Genomic DNA, 15,063 nt, shown 5'->3' on the forward strand with positions numbered 1-15,063 from the left:
GCCGGCCCGGTCCGGCCCGCGGCGCCGACGCCGCATCCCCGTGGTCTCGTACATCATCCGCAGGTTGATCAGCGCGGTGGTTCTGCTGCTGATCGTCAGCGCGGTCACCTTCGGCATCTTCTTCCTGCTGCCGAAGATGGCCGGGCAGAGCACCGACCAGCTTGCCCAGCAGTACATCGGAAAGGCCCCCACCCCGGCGGACATCGCCGCGGTGAAGAAGAACCTGGGCCTGGACAAGCCCGTGTACGAGCAGTACTGGGACTTCCTCAAGGGCATCTTCGTCGGCGTCGACTACAAGTTCGGCCCGGAAGCGGCCAAGTGCCATGTGCCGTGCTTCGGCTACTCCTTCAAGACCCATATCGAGGTCTGGCCGGAGATCCAGTCCCGGCTCCCGGTGACGCTCTCGCTGGCCGCCGGCGCGGCCGTGCTGTGGGTCGTCTCCGGCGTCGCCACCGGCGTGCTCTCCGCGCTGCGCCCCGGCTCGCTCTTCGACCGGATGGCGATGGGCGTCGCGCTGGCCGGTGTCTCCCTCCCGATGTTCTTCACCGGCGCCCTGGCACTGGCCCTGTTCACCTACCAGTGGCCGCTCTTCGAGCGCAGCGACTACATCTATCTGACCGAGGACCCCTTCGGCTGGGCCTGGACCCTGGTCCTGCCCTGGGTCACCCTGGCCTTCCTCTACTCCGCGCTCTACGCCCGGCTCACCCGTGCGGGCATGCTGGAGACCCTGAGCGAGGACTACATCCGGACGGCCCGCGCCAAGGGCCTGCGGGAGCGCAAGGTGGTCGTACGGCACGGTCTGCGGGCCGCGCTCACCCCGATCATCACGGTCTTCGGCATGGACCTGGGCCTGCTGCTCGGCGGTGCGCTGATCACCGAACAGGTCTTCTCGCTCAAGGGAGTCGGCGCCTTCGCCGTCGAGGCGATCAACGCCAACGACCTGCCGAACATCCTCGGCGTCACCCTGCTCGCCGCGTTCTTCATCGTCATATGCAACCTGGTGGTGGACGTTCTGTACGCCGCCGTCGACCCGCGGGTGAGGCTCTCGTGACCGACTCCTCCGAGGACAAGACCGAGACCGCGGCGGCCGGGTCCGCCGTGGCCACCGACGGGGAGGCGCCGCGGACGGCTCCCTTCCTCCAGGTGAAGGACCTGAAGGTGCACTTCCGCACCGACGACGGGCTGGTGAAGTCCGTCGACGGCCTGAACTTCAGCCTGGAGAAGGGCAAGACGCTCGGCATCGTCGGCGAGTCCGGCTCCGGCAAGTCCGTCACCTCGCTCGCCGTGATGGGCCTGCACCGGGCCTCCCGCCAGCAGCGCAGCAAGGTGGACATGTCCGGCGAGATCTGGCTGGACGGCAAGGAGCTGGTCTCCGCCGAGCCGGACGAGGTGCGCCGGCTGCGCGGCCGCGAGATGGCGATGATCTTCCAGGACCCGCTGTCCGCGCTGCACCCCTTCTACTCGGTCGGCAGCCAGATCGTGGAGGCCTACCGCGTCCACCACGACGTGGACAAGAAGACCGCGCGCAGGCGGGCCGTCGAGATGCTCGACCGGGTCGGCATCCCGCAGCCCGACAAGCGGGTCGACGACCATCCGCACCAGTTCTCCGGCGGGATGCGCCAGCGCGCCATGATCGCGATGGCGCTGGTCAACAACCCGGAGCTGCTGATCGCGGACGAGCCGACCACCGCACTGGACGTCACCGTCCAGGCGCAGATCCTGGACCTGATCCGCGACCTCCAGAAGGAGTTCGGCTCGGCGGTCATCATCATCACCCACGACCTGGGCGTGGTCGCCGAACTCGCCGACGACCTGCTGGTGATGTACGGCGGACGGTGCGTCGAGCGCGGCCCCGCCGAGAAGGTCTTCTACGAGCCCCAGCACCCCTACACCTGGGGGCTGCTCGGGTCCATGCCGCGCATCGACCGCGCGCAGACGGACCGGCTGATCCCGGTCAAGGGCTCCCCGCCCAGCCTGATCAACGTCCCGTCCGGCTGCGCCTTCAACCCCCGCTGCCCGTACGCGGACGTGCCGAAGGACAACCTCACCCGTACGGTCCGCCCCGAGCTGCGCGAGGCCGGCGGCGGGCACTCCTCCGCCTGCCACATGTCGCAGGAGGAGCGGGAGCGTATCTGGACCGAAGAGATTGCGCCGAAGCTGTGACCGAGACGACTGACGACCAGAACAAGAAGATCCCGCTCCAGAAGGGGACCGCCACCGAGGCGCCCGCCGACGCCGCGCCGCTGCTCAGGGTCCGCGGTCTGGTCCGGCACTTCCCGATCACCAAGGGCCTGCTCAAGCGGCAGGTCGGTGCGGTCCAGGCGGTCGACGGCATCGACTTCGACGTCCGGCCCGGGGAGACGCTCGGGGTCGTCGGCGAGTCCGGCTGCGGCAAGTCGACGATGGGGCGGCTGATCACCCGGCTCGACGAACCGACCGGCGGCACCATCGAGTTCCAGGGCCAGGACATCACCCATCTGTCCCCGGGCCGGCTGCGGCCGATGCGCCGGGACGTGCAGATGATCTTCCAGGACCCGTACGGCTCGCTGAACCCCCGGCACACCATCGGCGCCATCGTCTCCACGCCCTTCCGCCTTCAGGGCGTCGAGCCCGAGGGCGGCGTGAAGAAGGAGGTGCAGCGGCTGCTGGAGCTGGTGGGTCTGAGCCCGGAGCACTACAACCGCTATCCGCACGAGTTCTCCGGCGGCCAGCGGCAGCGCATCGGCATCGCCCGCGCGCTCGCGCTCAAGCCCCGGCTGGTGGTCGCCGACGAGCCGGTCTCCGCGCTGGACGTGTCGATCCAGGCCCAGGTCGTCAACCTCATGGACGACCTCCAGGAGGAGCTAGGCCTGACGTACGTCATCATCGCCCACGACCTCTCGGTGATCCGGCACGTCTCGGACCGGATCGCGGTGATGTACCTCGGCAAGATCGTGGAGCTGGCCGACCGCACGGCGCTGTACGAGACGCCGATGCACCCGTACACCAAGGCGCTGCTGTCCGCCGTGCCGGTGCCCGACCCCCGGCGGCGCACCCAGCGCGACCGGATTCTGCTCAAGGGCGATGTGCCGTCGCCGATCAACCCGCCGTCCGGCTGCCGGTTCCGTACCCGCTGCTGGAAGGCGACCGAGGAGTGCGGCCGCACCGAACCGCCGCTGGTCACCCTGCGGACCGGCCACCAGGTGGCCTGCCACCACCCGGAGAACGCCCCCGGCGCGGCCGCCGTCGAGGCGTCCGGAGGGGCCGGCCAGGCCTCAACCGGTAAGTAATACCGAGGAATTGGCAAAGCCCGGGACATTGCGGTACGGGAGGGTGCAGAGTCGGCGCGGTTGTTCCCCATCCGCTCGTGTGTCCGAAAGGACGGCTCATGGCACTCTCCCGTTCTGCGCGTCGCACCTCCCGCTGGCTCGCCCTGGCCACCGCCGTGGCCTCGGCCGCCACCCTCGCCGCCGCCCCCGGCGCGTCCCCCGGCGCCCCCGGCGTCGGTGACCCGTACTTCCCCCGCCTGGGCAACGGAGGCTTCGACGCCCTGCACTACGACCTCGGCGTCAGCTACCACCCCGGCAGCGGCCGCCTCGACGGCCGGACGAAGCTCACCGCCAGGGCCACCCAGAACCTCACCGCCTTCGACCTCGACCTCCAGAAGCTGACCGTCGACAGCGTCCGGGTCAACGGGCGGCGGGCCCACTTCGGCAGATCCGGCGACGAGATAACGGTCCGCCCCGACTTCCCGCTGCGCCGCGGCGGGAAGTTCACCGTCACCGTCGCCTACCACGGTGTCCCCAAGCCGCTGAGCGGCCCGATCGTCTTCGGCTCCGACTACGGCTGGATGAAGACCAAGGACGGGGTGTTCGTCGCCTGCGAGCCGAACGCCGCCTCGACGTGGTTCCCCTCCAGCGACCACCCGGGCGACAAGGCGACCTACGACATCCGCATCGACGCCCCCAAGGGGCTGACCGCTGTCTCCAACGGGCGGCTGGTCGCCTCCCGGGAGGCGCACGGACGCTCGTACGCGCACTGGCGCGAGAGCCGGCCCATGGCGACCTACCTGGCCACCGCCACCATCGGGAAGTTCGACGTCCGCACGGGCACCACGCCGGGCGGCACCCCCATCTACGTCGCCACCGACCCCACCCTGCCCACCGGCAAGGTCGACGTCTACGGCATCACCGCGGAGGCCACCGACTACTGGTCGACGGTCTTCGGGCGGTACCCGTTCGAGCAGACCGGCGCGATCGTCGACGACATGCCGCAGGCCGGCTTCTCGCTGGAGGTGCAGTCCAAGCCGGTGTACTCGGCGGTGCGCAGCGAGTCGACCATCGTCCACGAGCTGGCGCACCAGTGGTTCGGCGACTCGGTCTCCGTGAAGCGGTGGAAGGACATCTGGCTCAACGAGGGCTTCGCCACCTACGCGCAGTGGCTGTGGAGCGAGCACCGCGGCACCCGCAGCGCCCATGACGCCCTCCGCCGGCAGTACGCGGACATCCCGGCCGGCAGCGACTTCTGGAAGGTGAGGGTCGGTGATCCGCAGCGGGACACCATGTTCGACGGCGCGGTCTACGTCCGGGGCGCGATGACGCTCCAGGTCCTGCGCGAGCGGATCGGCGACACGGCGTTCTTCAAGCTGCTGCCGGCCTGGACCGCCCGGCACCGCTACGGCAACGCGGAGACCTCCCAGTTCATCGCGCTGGCCGAGAAGATCTCCGGGCAGCGGCTCGACGACCTCTTCGACTCCTGGCTCGCCACGGACAGCAAGCCGCAGCTGCCGGGTCAGTAGGCGCCCGCCCGGCCCGGGTCAGCCGGACTCCTGCTGCCCGCCCCGTTTGCGGAGATGCTCGGGGCGCGGCAGGTGCAGCCCGAGGTAGACGGCGCCCATCCGCAGGGCGAACACCACCCCCGCCGAGATCCCCGCGGCGGGGGTGGCTCCCGTACCGAGGTGGTGCAGCAGCAGATAGCAGCCGCCGCCCGCCAGCGCGGCGATGGCGTAGACGTCCTCGCGCAGCAGCAGCGGGGGGAACTCCCCGCACAGCACGTCGCGGATGACCTCACCGGTGACCCCGGTCAGCACCGCCAGGATGATCACGGCGAGCGGGGTGGCGTGCGCCTCGATCGCCGCGCGGGCGCCGATCACCGTGACGACGGACAGCCCGATCGCGTCGACCACCAGCAGTGATTTGTGCGGCAGCTGCCAGAACCGCAGATAGATCATGGTGCCGACGCCGACACAGATGATCACGGTGAGCAGCACCCAGTCGTGCGTCCAGTACAGCGGCTGCCGGTTGAGGATGAGATCGCGCAGCGTGCCGCCGGAGATGGACGCGGCGAAGGCGAGCACCAGGCCGCCGAACGGGTCCATGTTGGCGCGGTAGGCCGCCAGCACGCCGCTCGCGGCGAACGCGGCGACGCCGGCCAGATAGAGCACGTGAAGCATGGCGCTCATCATCGCAGGCCCGGAAGGAACCGTTCCGCCCGAGGTCGTCAAAATTGACACTACCGGTCGGTAACCATCCGGTGTAGCGTGCAACCCATGGCTCTGGTGACCCACGGCAACAGCGAGTTCGACCGCGACACGGCGGTCAGCCGCCGCGCCCCCGGCGTCTACGACGCCCATCTCTCCGCCGGCTGGACGATCATCCAGGCGGTCAACGGCGGCTACCTCCTCGCCCTCATGGGCCGCGCCCTGGGTGACGCCCTCCCGCACCCCGACCCGATGTCGGTCACCGCGCACTACCTCACCGCCTCGGTGCCGGGCCCCGCGGTCATCCGCACCGAAGTGGTCCGCACCGGCCGCACGATGTCGACCGGCACCGCCACCCTCGTCCAGTTCGCCGAGGACGGCAGCGAGGTCGAGCGGCTGCGGGTGCTCGCCGCGTACGGCGACCTCGGCGCGCTGCCCGACGAGGTCCACACCACCGCCAAGCCCCCGGCCATCCCGCCCTACGAGCACTGCCTCGGCACGGACGCGGCCCCCGACGGCCGCCCCGCGATCCCCGGCAGCACCGCCATCGCCGAGCGGCTCGCCCTCCGCCTGGACCCGGCGACCGCGGGCTGGGCCGTCGGCGCGCCCTCCGGCAAGGGCGAGATGCGCGCCTGGTTCGGCCTCGCCGACGGCCGCGAACCCGACCCGCTCTCCCTCCTGCTGACCGTGGACGCGCTGCCGCCCACCGCCTTCGAGATGGGCCTGTCCGGCTGGGTCCCCACCGTCGAGCTGACCGCCCACATCCGCCACCGCCCGGCCCCCGGCCCGCTGCGGGTCGCCATCACCACGCGCAACCTCGCCGGCGGCTTCCTGGAGGAGGACGCGGAGGTCTGGGACTCCGAGGACCGACTCGTCGCCCAGTCCCGGCAGTTGGCCCGCGCGGTGCTGCTGCCGGGGTAGCGGCCCGCCGTCCCGGCCCGGTGCGGCGCCCTCGATGCCGCTTCCGTGCCCTTTTCGCAGGTGACCGCGGGTGCGGCAGCGGAGATTGAGCGCGAAAGCGCGGGCGGTGGCCGGGCGCCTCATGTCAGACTGACCGGCATGGGGGATGTGGCTCTCAGAATCGATGACACGACCGTGGTGTGGCTGCGGGCCGAGGAACCGGCCGGCGCCCGGACGGGCACACGGCAACAGCCCGGAGCACAGCCGCCGTCCGGCGGCGCACCGGGCCCGCGGCCCGACAGCGACGGGGAGTTGGAACTCCCCGAGGAGTTCGGCTCCGCCCAGCCGGTCAGCGTGGACAGCCGGGTGGCGCGGGCGCTGACCCGCGGCGGGGCGGCCCTCGAAGAGGCCCTGCGCCCGCTCGGCGGCGTACTGGGCCAGATCCACCGCTCGATCTCCAGCGGCAGCCACCGCCCCGACGAGGTCACCGTGGAGTTCGGCGTCACCCTCGGCTCCGATCTGAGCCTCGGGGTGTTCTCCGGCAAGGGGGACGCCAGTTTCAAGGTGTCGGCCACCTGGAACCTCGGCGGAGGCGGCACGGCGGAACCCGGCGGGACGGCCCCGTGAGCCACGGCGCAGGCCCCGACGCCCCGCTCCAGCGGTCCTTCGCCTCCGTACGCCACGGCGGCCACGCCGTCGGCGCGGGGGTGCTGGTCGCCGAGCGGCTCGTGCTGACCTGCGCCCATGTCGTCAACAGCGCGCTGGGCAGGGACCGTTTCGCCCAGGACACCCCCGGCCCCGGCGACACGGTCACCCTCCGGCTGCCCCATGTCGCGTCCGGCCACGACCTGAGCGCACGGGTCTTACGGGAGATGTGGGTGCCGCCGCGGGCCACTGCCGCCGGCAGCGCCCCCGTCGAGCCCGGCAGGGTGCCGTACCACGGCGACCTCGCCGTCCTGGAGCTGACCTGTACCGCCCCCGAGGGCGCCGAACCCGCCCCGTTCCTCCAGCACAACTACGGCAACGAGACCGTCGCCTTATGGGCCAGCGGCAATCCGCTGCCCACGGTGCGGGCGGTGCCCCGGGTCTCGGCGCCGCCCTGGATCGCGCTCGACGTGCTCGGCGGCGCCCAGGTCACCGAGGGCTTCAGCGGCGGGCCGCTGTGGGACCGCGAACGGCAGGCCGTGGTCGGCCTGGTCGCGGCCGTGCACCGGGCCCCGGAAGGGGCCGCCCCCGGGAGCCGGCCCACGACGATGTACGCCATCAGCGTCCCGGCCATCGAGGCCGAACTCCCCGGCCTGCCGCCCTCGGCGGTGCCCACCGCCCGGCGCGGCGTACAGCAGCTGCTCACCGCGCTGGAGCGGGTGCTGAAGGGCCGCGAGGCGGTCCTGGCCTGCGAGGAGCGGCTCGCCGCCCGGCTCGGCAGGCCCTCCGCAGGCCCGGCGGCCGACCTGGAACGGCTGGCCGGCCTGGCGGTGAGCGTCCGCCGCGGCCTCCCCGAACTCCTCGACCTGGTACGGGACCACGAGCCGCCGGCCGCCGACCCCTATGACCCGCACCCCCGCCACGGCCTCCACGGGGCCCGCGAGGACTGGGAGCGGCTGCGCCGCGCCGCCCGTACGGTCCGCCCCGGCGAGTACCTGACCACCCGCCAGCGCCGCGACCTCTCCGGCCTGTTGGCGCACTGCACCCGCACCGACCCCGCCGGCCTCCTGGCGCGCGTCCTGCCGCACGCCCCGGAGCTGCCCGCCGTCACCGGCCTCGCCGACGCGATGGACGCCCTGGAGGGCTTCAGCTCCACCACCGGGGCGCCGGTGCCCCCGCTGCTGCAGGGCGTGGTGCGGATCAGCGTCGAGGAGCGCGCGGCCGGGGCCTATCCGGCCGAGGACCTCGACGCCTGGGTCGAACGGGTCGCCGCCCGGTCCGGGGTCGACGAGGCGGCGGTCAGCCAGTTCCGCGCCGATGTCACGGCCGCCGCCGCACCGGCCCGCACCCCGGCCCTCGCCCGGCCGGCCACCGGCACCCCGGCCGCCACCGCGCCCCGCGTCCAGGTGGAGCTGCTGCCCACCCCGACCGGACGCCGCTTCACCTACCAGATCTGGACCTTCGCCGACCGCCAGCCGCACCGGCTCGCGCTGGTCAGGGACACCGAGGCGGGCAGCGAGCAGGTGGTCGACGACATCCGCCGGGTGCTGCGCACCGAGGTCCGGGAGGACCCGGAGACCGCCCTGGTGGAGTACTTCCTGCCGTCCGCCTGGCTCGGCCTGGACGTCGACTCCTGGGAGTCGCCCGACAGCGACGAGGACGGGCCGTTCGCCCCCGGCATCACCCGGCGGGTGGTGGTACGCACCACCGAGCGCTCCCGGGAGAGCTACGCCGGCTGGAAGCAGCGCACCGCCGCCCTGCCGCACGCCAAGCGCCTGGTCCTCGACCACCGCCACACCGACCGCAAGGTCGCCCGCGCCCAGCTGGAGGTGCACCGCGACGCCGGCACGGTCATCGTGTGCTGCGAACCCGACCACCACGGCACGCTGTTGCGGCAGTGCGTGCAGGCAGGCGTCCACACCGTGCTCTGGCACCGCGCCGAACACGGCGCGCACATCGCCCAGGACCTGCTGGCCCTGGTCGACGGCACCGACCACGCCGAGGTGCCCGAGGCGGTCCGCCTGGAGCGGGCCAAGGCGATGGCCGAGCCGGAGCGGGTCACCCACCACGGCCGCCTGTTGTCCCTGCTCTACGACGCGCCCGACCATCGTCCCCCACAACTCGCCCCCGACGCCTGGGTGCTGACCCAGCCCTGAGCGCCGGAGCGTGGACGCAGCAATGAACGAGGAGAACGTGCGGTGACCGGACAGAGCGCAGCAGGCGCACACGACGACCCGGGCGCGGAGCCGGAGGGCTGGTGGGTGTTCCGCGGCCCGGCTCCGCTGCCCGCCCCGCCGCCCTGGCGGCATCTGCCCGCCGGCCGGGGGGCCGCGCCCGGCGCGCCGTACCTCCTGGAGCGCAACGAGATCTCCGTCGTCAACGCCGCCCTGCATCTGCACCGCCCGCTGCTGGTCACCGGCCGCCCCGGCGCGGGGAAGAGCTCACTGGCCCGCGCCGTCGCCGACGAGCTCGGCCTCGGCGACGTGCTGCGCTGGTCGGTCAACAGCCGCTCCACGCTCCAGGACGCCCTCTACCGCTACGACGCTGTGGGCCGCCTCCGGGAGGCCTCGCTGCGCCGCGAACGGGAGGCCTCCCACGGCTCCGCGCGCCGCCCCCGGGCCCGGCGTGCCACCGCGGCCGGCGACATCGGCCAGTACCTGCGTCTCGGCCCGCTCGGCAGCGCACTGGCGGCCGGCCGCCCCCGTGTCCTGCTCGTCGACGAACTCGACAAGGCCGATATCGACCTGCCCAACGACCTGCTGGTGGTCCTGGAGGAGGGCGAGTTCGAGATCCCGGAGCTGGCGCGGCTGCCCGAGCACCAGCAGGAGGTCCAGGTCCTGCTGAGCGGAAGCCGGGAGCGGGTCACGGTCCGCCGCGGGGTGGTCCGCTGCACCCACTTCCCGATCGTCATCATGACCAGCAACGGCGAACGGGACTTCCCGCCCGCCTTCCTGCGCCGCTGCGTACGGCTGGACCTGCCGGAGCCGACCGGCGACCGGCTGCGGAAGATCATCGAGCACAACCTGGGCGAGCAGGCGGTCGCCGCGGCCGAGGACCTCATCGAGGTCTTCCACCAGCGCGCGAAGACCCAGACCCTGGCCACCGATCAGCTGCTGGCCGCGGTCCATCTGCGCATCAGCGGCGCCGACCTCTCCAAGGAAGAGCTGCTCGCCGCCGTGCTGCACCGTCTCGACGAGTCCATGTCGCCATGATCGACCGACTGCGACAGGCGATGTCCGCCGCCGGCTACGACCTCGGGGCCACCGAACTCCTCGACGTGCTGTGGCTGTCGCGGGCGATGGAGGGGCACCCGGCGGACGAGACGCCGGGTGCCGAGGGGGAGCCGGGGGAGCGTGTGGACGGGGCGGGGAGCGCGAGCGGTGGCGGGGGCGAGGGGACCGACGGCGCCGGTGAGGCCGACGCGGCCCACGGTCGTCCGTCCGGCGGGCGGCGCGGGGACGGGGTGGAGGGCGCGTCCGATGCGGCCGACGTGGCCCACGCGTCCGACGGGGCCGGTGGGTTCGCGGGTGCCGGTGGACGCGCGGTTCCCGCGGGCTCAGCCGAGCCCGCCGCCGAGCCCACCGACCTCACCGATCATGCCGATCACACGGACCCCACCGACCCCACCGACCCCCTGACCTCAGGCCTCCCGCCCCGTCGTGCGCTGTACGCCATGGGCAGCCAGGGTGGCGGGGGCGAGGGGGCCGGCCGGGCGCGGCCGGCGCGGGTGCCCGGTGGGCGGGCGCTGCCCGACGCCCAGCAACTGGGCCGGGCGCTGCGCCCGTTGCGCCGGTCCCGGGACCACCCGCACCGCACCGTCACCGATGTCGAGGCCACCGTCCGCCTCGCCGCCGAGACCGGCTTCCTCGACGTCGTCTCCCGCCCGGACCAGGAGCGCCGCTGGTCGGCCGTGCTGCTGGTGGACTGCTCGCCGTCCATGCAGGTGTGGGGGCCGCTCGCGGCCGAGCTGCGCGCGCTCCTCGCCCGGAGCACGGTCTTCCGCTCCGTCCGCGTCCTGGCGGTCGACCCCCAGGACCCGGGCGGCTCGCCGGGGCGCCGACGGTCCACGGGCACGGCGGTGACCTTCCTGCTGACCGACGGTACGAGCCCGGGCTGGCGCAGCCCGCAGGCCGTACGCGCCCTTGCCGCCTGGGGCCGGGGCGGCCCGCTGGCCGTACTGAACCCGCTGCCCCGGCGGCTGTGGCGCGGTACCGCCCTGGATGCCCGGCCCCGGCTCCTGGCCGCACCGGGCGAGTTCGGCCCCCTCGGCCGGCTCCTCGTCTGCGATCCGCTGAGCGGCGAGCGCGATCCGGAGGCGGACGGCCTGCTCGCGCTGCCCGTGCTGCATCCGACCGCCTCCGCGCTGGAGCAGTGGGCCGGGCTGCTCACCCGCCCCGGAGTGCCGCATCTGATCGAAACGGTGCTGCTGGACGAGGCGCCTCCCGAGCCGGTACGGCCCGCCGAACCCCACGGCACGGCCGAGGAGTTGCTCGCCCACTTCCGTGGCGCCTTCTCGCCCGAGGCCTACCGTCTCGCCGTCCGCCTCTCCGCCATCCGCCCCCTGACCACGCCCCTGATGCAGCTGGTGCGCGCCGCCACGATGCGGGACGCCGGGCCCACCCATGTCGCGGAGATCCTGCTCGGCGGCCTCCTGGAGCGCACCGACCGGGCGCGGGACGCGGCCGCCGCCCACACCCTGGACCGCGCCCTCGGCACGCCGCCACCGGGCCGACTCGTCCAGCCCGTCTACGACTTCCGCCCCGGCGTGCGGGAGCTGCTGTTCAGCGGGCTGGGCGCCGAGCAGGCCGTGGAGGTCGTCGAGGCGGTCGGCCGGTCCCTGGAGCCGTACATGGGACGGCTGCCGGACTTCCCGGTCCTGATGGGCGACGAGGAGGGCGAGCTGCGGCTCCAGGCCTCGGCGCGAGCCTTCGCGGTGCTGGCCAGTCCGGTGCTGGAGCGGATGGGGGGTGCGGTGCCCGAGGCGGCGGACCACCCGCTGCCGGGCCCGCGCCGCCCCGCGCCGGTGCCCGCGCCGCCGCGCTTCGGCGTCCTCGGCCCCGTCCGCGCCTGGCGCGGGGCGACACCCCTCACGCTGGGCGGTCCGGAGGAACGGGCGCTGCTGGCCGCCCTGTTGCTGAGTCCGGGGCACGCCGTCGGCACGGCCGAGCTGCTTCCCGGCCTCTGGGGCGACGGGGCGCCGCGTGACGCCCCCGCGTCGCTGCACGCCTGTGCCACCCGGCTGACCGCGGCGCTCGGCGCCGACACGGGGGCGGATACCGGCCCGGACCTCCTGGCCAGGGAGCAGGACGGGGGCTACGCCCTGCGCCGCCCCGACGGCAGCGCGCCCGTCCTCGACCTCGATCTCGACCGGGCCGAGCAGCTGGTCGACCGGTCCCGGCGCGCCGGGGACCCGGCCGCGGCCCGCCGACTGTGCGACGAGGCACTGGCGTTGTGGGACGGCGCACCGCTCGCCGGGGTGCCGGGACCGTTCGCCGCCGCCCAGCGGGCCCGGCTGGAGCGCTGGCGCGAAGACCTCAGGAACGGGATCTACCGCCCCCTTGCCGAGGAGCCCGCGCCCGGTCCGGCCGGGCCCCGGGCCGAAGCGGTGGGCCTGCCGCCCGCGCCGGAACCGTTCGCCGGACGCCGCGAGCAGCTCTCCCGGCTGGCCACCGGACTGACGGGGGCGGGGGCGGGGGCCAGGAGCGACGCCCCACCCTGCCACGTCGTCCACGGACCGGCCGGGACCGGCAAGACGGCCCTGGCGCTGCGGGCCGCACACCAGGTCGCGGACCACTTCCCGGACGGACAGCTGTTCCTGGACCTGCGCGGCAGCGTCGACGCGGCGGAGGAGCGGGTGACACCGACCGGAGCCCTCGAAGCGCTGCTGCGCGCACTGGGCGTGCCGGACGACCGCATCCCCCTGTGGCGCGACGGGCGGGCGGCCCTCTACCGCTCCCTGCTGGCCGAACGCCGCGTCCTCATCGTGCTGGACGATGCGCCTGAGGTCGGCGATGCACCTGAGGTCGATGGCGACGCCGACGGGGCGGAGGGGACCGAGGGCGCCGAAGCGGCTCCCGCCCCGCCCGCCCCAGCCTCCCTGGCATCCCTGTCCCCCCTGCTCCCCGGCCGTACCGGCAGGCCCGGGGCCCGGGGCAGCGCCGTCCTGGTCACCGGCCGTGGGCGACCGCCGCTGCCCCCGTTCGCCGAAGCCGTCGAACTGGCCGCGCTGACGCCCGCCGAGGCGCGGGAGCTGTTCACCGACCCCGGCCCCCCGGCGCTCCGCTGGCTCGACGCGCGGCTCTCCCCGCCGGCCCGCCGGGCGTTCCGCCTCCTCGCCGTGGCGGACAGCGGCGAGGACCCGTCCGCCGCCTTCTCGTCCGGCGCCGCGGCCGCACTGCTCGATGCCACGGACCGGCGGACCGGCGCCCTGCTGGACGAGCTGCGGTCCGCCGGCGCGCTCCAGGAGGCGGGCGCCGGCCGCTACCGCTATACGGGCCAACTGCGACGCCTCGCCCTCCGGTCCGCCGTTCAGGAGCTGTCGGCGGCGACCCGCGACGAGGCCCTGGCCCGGCTGCTGACCTGGTATCTCGCCCTGGGCCGGCAGGTCCACGCCCTCCGTTGTCCGGGCGACCGACTGCCGAACGACCTCGTCCGCGTCCCCTCCGGCGGCCCCGCCCCCGCCGGGAAGGACCGGGCCCGGGCCCTGGCCGTCTGGGCCGGGGAGACCTCCGCCCTGCTCGCGCTCGTGCGCCGGGCCGCGATCCGTACGCCGGGGATCGTCCGCCAGGCCGCCGATCTCCTGCTGCTCTCCCAGGTGGCCGCGGATTCCGGCGCGCTCTCCGCCGCCTACGAGCCGGCCGCCCGTACGGTGGCGGCGCGGGCGGCCCGGGACGGTGACGCACGGGCGGAAGGCCGGGCCCGGCTGGCGCTCGCCGAGGCGTACCTCGCGCTGGGCAGGTGCGCCGCGGCCGAGCCGGAGGCACAGCGCGCCGAGCAGCTGGCCGACCACGCGGGCGACGCCCTGACCCGGTGCCGCGCCCCGTATGCGCGCGGGCTCATCGCTCTCCACCAAAGACGGCACGACCTCGCGGAGCGGCATCTCACCACGGCCTGGGAGCGGTACCGCCGCCGCAACGACCAGCTGGGCGAGGCCGATGCGCTCGCCGCGCTGGCCCGGCTCTGGGCGGCGACCGGCAACAGCGACGAAGCCGTGCTGTTCGCCGAGCGGAGCGTGGGCGTCCACCGCCGCCTCGCCGAGGGCTCCGTACGCCTCGCACACGGCCGCTACGCACTCGCCGAAGCGCTGTCGGCGGCCGGCCGGCACGCCGACGCGCTCCGTGAACTCTTCCAGGCGCTGCCCCTCTTCGAGGAGGACCGGCAGCGGCTGTGGGCGGGGCGTACCCGCTGCCGGACGGCCGAGGCGATGGTCGCCCTGATCCGGCCCGGCGAAGCCGTCACCGCGGCCGAGGACGCGGCGCGACGGCTACTGGTGCCGGGCGGCGAGCGGTGGCGGGCCGACGCGCTGACCGCCCTGGGGCACGCCGAGACCGCCCTGGGCCGCAGCCAGAGCACCCAGGCGCACTGGCGCGAAGCCCTCGCCGTCCACGAGGCGTTCGGCACCCCGGAAGCGGACACCCTCCGCGCGCTCCTACGGGACAGGACGGAAGCCCCGCCGCCCGGACCCCGCCGCCCCGGCCTGTCCCGCACCGCTGACGTCGCCCGCACCGGCACCACCCTGCGCGACCTGACGGCGGCCGTCCGCACCCTGACCGACCAACTACGCCTCCACACCCCCGACGAGGCCTCCACCCTCCCCGCCCTCGACGCCCTCCACACCGAACTCACCACCACCCTCACCGACTTCACCCACACCCCCCGCCCCCCACGCACTGACCTCCACCGCCTCCGCACCACCCTGGAATCCCTGACCGCCCCCGAGTCCCTGCCGAACCCGCCGTCCGCCGTGATCGCGGCGGTCACGGAGGTCCGCGAACTCGGAAGGCTTCTCGCGCCTTAGGGGGAGGCGCCACGCCCAAGTCGACTGTCCTGCGCTGCGGTTG

10 protein-coding genes are annotated in these 15,063 nt (G+C 74.2%); 9 read left to right on the top strand and 1 reads right to left on the bottom strand.

Features of this window, described 5'->3' with window-relative positions:
- Positions 1 to 40 precede the first annotated feature (40 nt).
- The 4 genes from ACWC9R_RS17480 to ACWC9R_RS17495 all read left to right on the top strand — a co-directional run bounded on the left by ACWC9R_RS17480 (position 41) and on the right by ACWC9R_RS17495 (position 4,777).
- Complete coding sequence (locus ACWC9R_RS17480; RefSeq protein WP_450732455.1) at positions 41 to 1,051, top strand: ABC transporter permease; 1,011 nt, start codon at positions 41 to 43, stop codon at positions 1,049 to 1,051.
- Complete coding sequence (locus ACWC9R_RS17485) at positions 1,048 to 2,163, top strand: ABC transporter ATP-binding protein (protein ID WP_450732457.1); 1,116 nt, start codon at positions 1,048 to 1,050, stop codon at positions 2,161 to 2,163. Before ACWC9R_RS17480 ends, ACWC9R_RS17485 begins: the two co-directional genes overlap by 4 nt.
- A gap of 29 nt (positions 2,164 to 2,192) precedes the next feature.
- Entirely contained in the window at positions 2,193 to 3,269 is a 1,077-nt protein-coding gene (locus ACWC9R_RS17490) for an ABC transporter ATP-binding protein (RefSeq protein ID WP_450732525.1), read from the top strand.
- Positions 3,270 to 3,367: 98 nt separating this feature from the next.
- Complete coding sequence (locus ACWC9R_RS17495; RefSeq protein ID WP_450732459.1) at positions 3,368 to 4,777, top strand: M1 family metallopeptidase; 1,410 nt, start codon at positions 3,368 to 3,370, stop codon at positions 4,775 to 4,777.
- A gap of 18 nt (positions 4,778 to 4,795) precedes the next feature.
- Here the strand turns inward: ACWC9R_RS17495 and ACWC9R_RS17500 are convergent, their stop codons facing one another.
- Positions 4,796 to 5,431 (bottom strand): trimeric intracellular cation channel family protein, encoded by a 636-nt coding sequence (locus ACWC9R_RS17500; protein WP_450732460.1) that lies wholly within the window; start codon positions 5,429 to 5,431, stop codon positions 4,796 to 4,798.
- A 96-nt stretch (positions 5,432 to 5,527) separates the two neighbouring features.
- Here ACWC9R_RS17500 and ACWC9R_RS17505 point away from each other — a divergent pair, with 96 nt between their 5' ends.
- The 5 genes from ACWC9R_RS17505 (at position 5,528) to ACWC9R_RS17525 (ending at position 15,020) form a co-directional block, all read left to right on the top strand.
- Positions 5,528 to 6,379, top strand: a complete 852-nt coding sequence (locus ACWC9R_RS17505) for a thioesterase family protein (protein WP_450732462.1) — start codon at positions 5,528 to 5,530, stop codon at positions 6,377 to 6,379.
- Between the two features lie 138 nt (positions 6,380 to 6,517).
- Positions 6,518 to 6,985, top strand: a complete 468-nt coding sequence (locus tag ACWC9R_RS17510) for a CU044_2847 family protein (RefSeq protein WP_450732464.1) — start codon at positions 6,518 to 6,520, stop codon at positions 6,983 to 6,985.
- Positions 6,982 to 9,159: a VMAP-C domain-containing protein gene (locus tag ACWC9R_RS17515; protein ID WP_450732466.1), complete on the top strand. Its 2,178-nt coding sequence runs from the start codon at positions 6,982 to 6,984 to the stop codon at positions 9,157 to 9,159. The genes ACWC9R_RS17510 and ACWC9R_RS17515 overlap by 4 nt, the downstream gene beginning before the upstream one ends.
- A 42-nt stretch (positions 9,160 to 9,201) precedes the next feature.
- Entirely contained in the window at positions 9,202 to 10,215 is a 1,014-nt protein-coding gene (locus ACWC9R_RS17520; RefSeq protein WP_450732468.1) for an AAA family ATPase, read from the top strand.
- Positions 10,212 to 15,020, top strand: a complete 4,809-nt coding sequence (locus tag ACWC9R_RS17525; protein WP_450732470.1) for an SAV_2336 N-terminal domain-related protein — start codon at positions 10,212 to 10,214, stop codon at positions 15,018 to 15,020. The genes ACWC9R_RS17520 and ACWC9R_RS17525 overlap by 4 nt, the downstream gene beginning before the upstream one ends.
- Positions 15,021 to 15,063: the final 43 nt, after the last annotated feature.

The organism is Streptomyces sp. NPDC001219 (assembly GCF_053597915.1).

Excerpts from the sequence above, each read along its gene's own strand:
- ACWC9R_RS17495 (WP_450732459.1), top strand. The coding sequence starts at position 3,368 with ATGGCACTCTCCCGTTCTGCGCGTCGCACCTCCCGCTGGCTCGCCCTG.
- ACWC9R_RS17500 (WP_450732460.1), bottom strand. The coding sequence starts at position 5,431 with ATGCTTCACGTGCTCTATCTGGCCGGCGTCGCCGCGTTCGCCGCGAGC.
- ACWC9R_RS17505 (WP_450732462.1), top strand. The coding sequence starts at position 5,528 with ATGGCTCTGGTGACCCACGGCAACAGCGAGTTCGACCGCGACACGGCG.
- ACWC9R_RS17510 (WP_450732464.1), top strand. The coding sequence starts at position 6,518 with ATGGGGGATGTGGCTCTCAGAATCGATGACACGACCGTGGTGTGGCTG.
- ACWC9R_RS17525 (WP_450732470.1), top strand. The coding sequence starts at position 10,212 with ATGATCGACCGACTGCGACAGGCGATGTCCGCCGCCGGCTACGACCTC.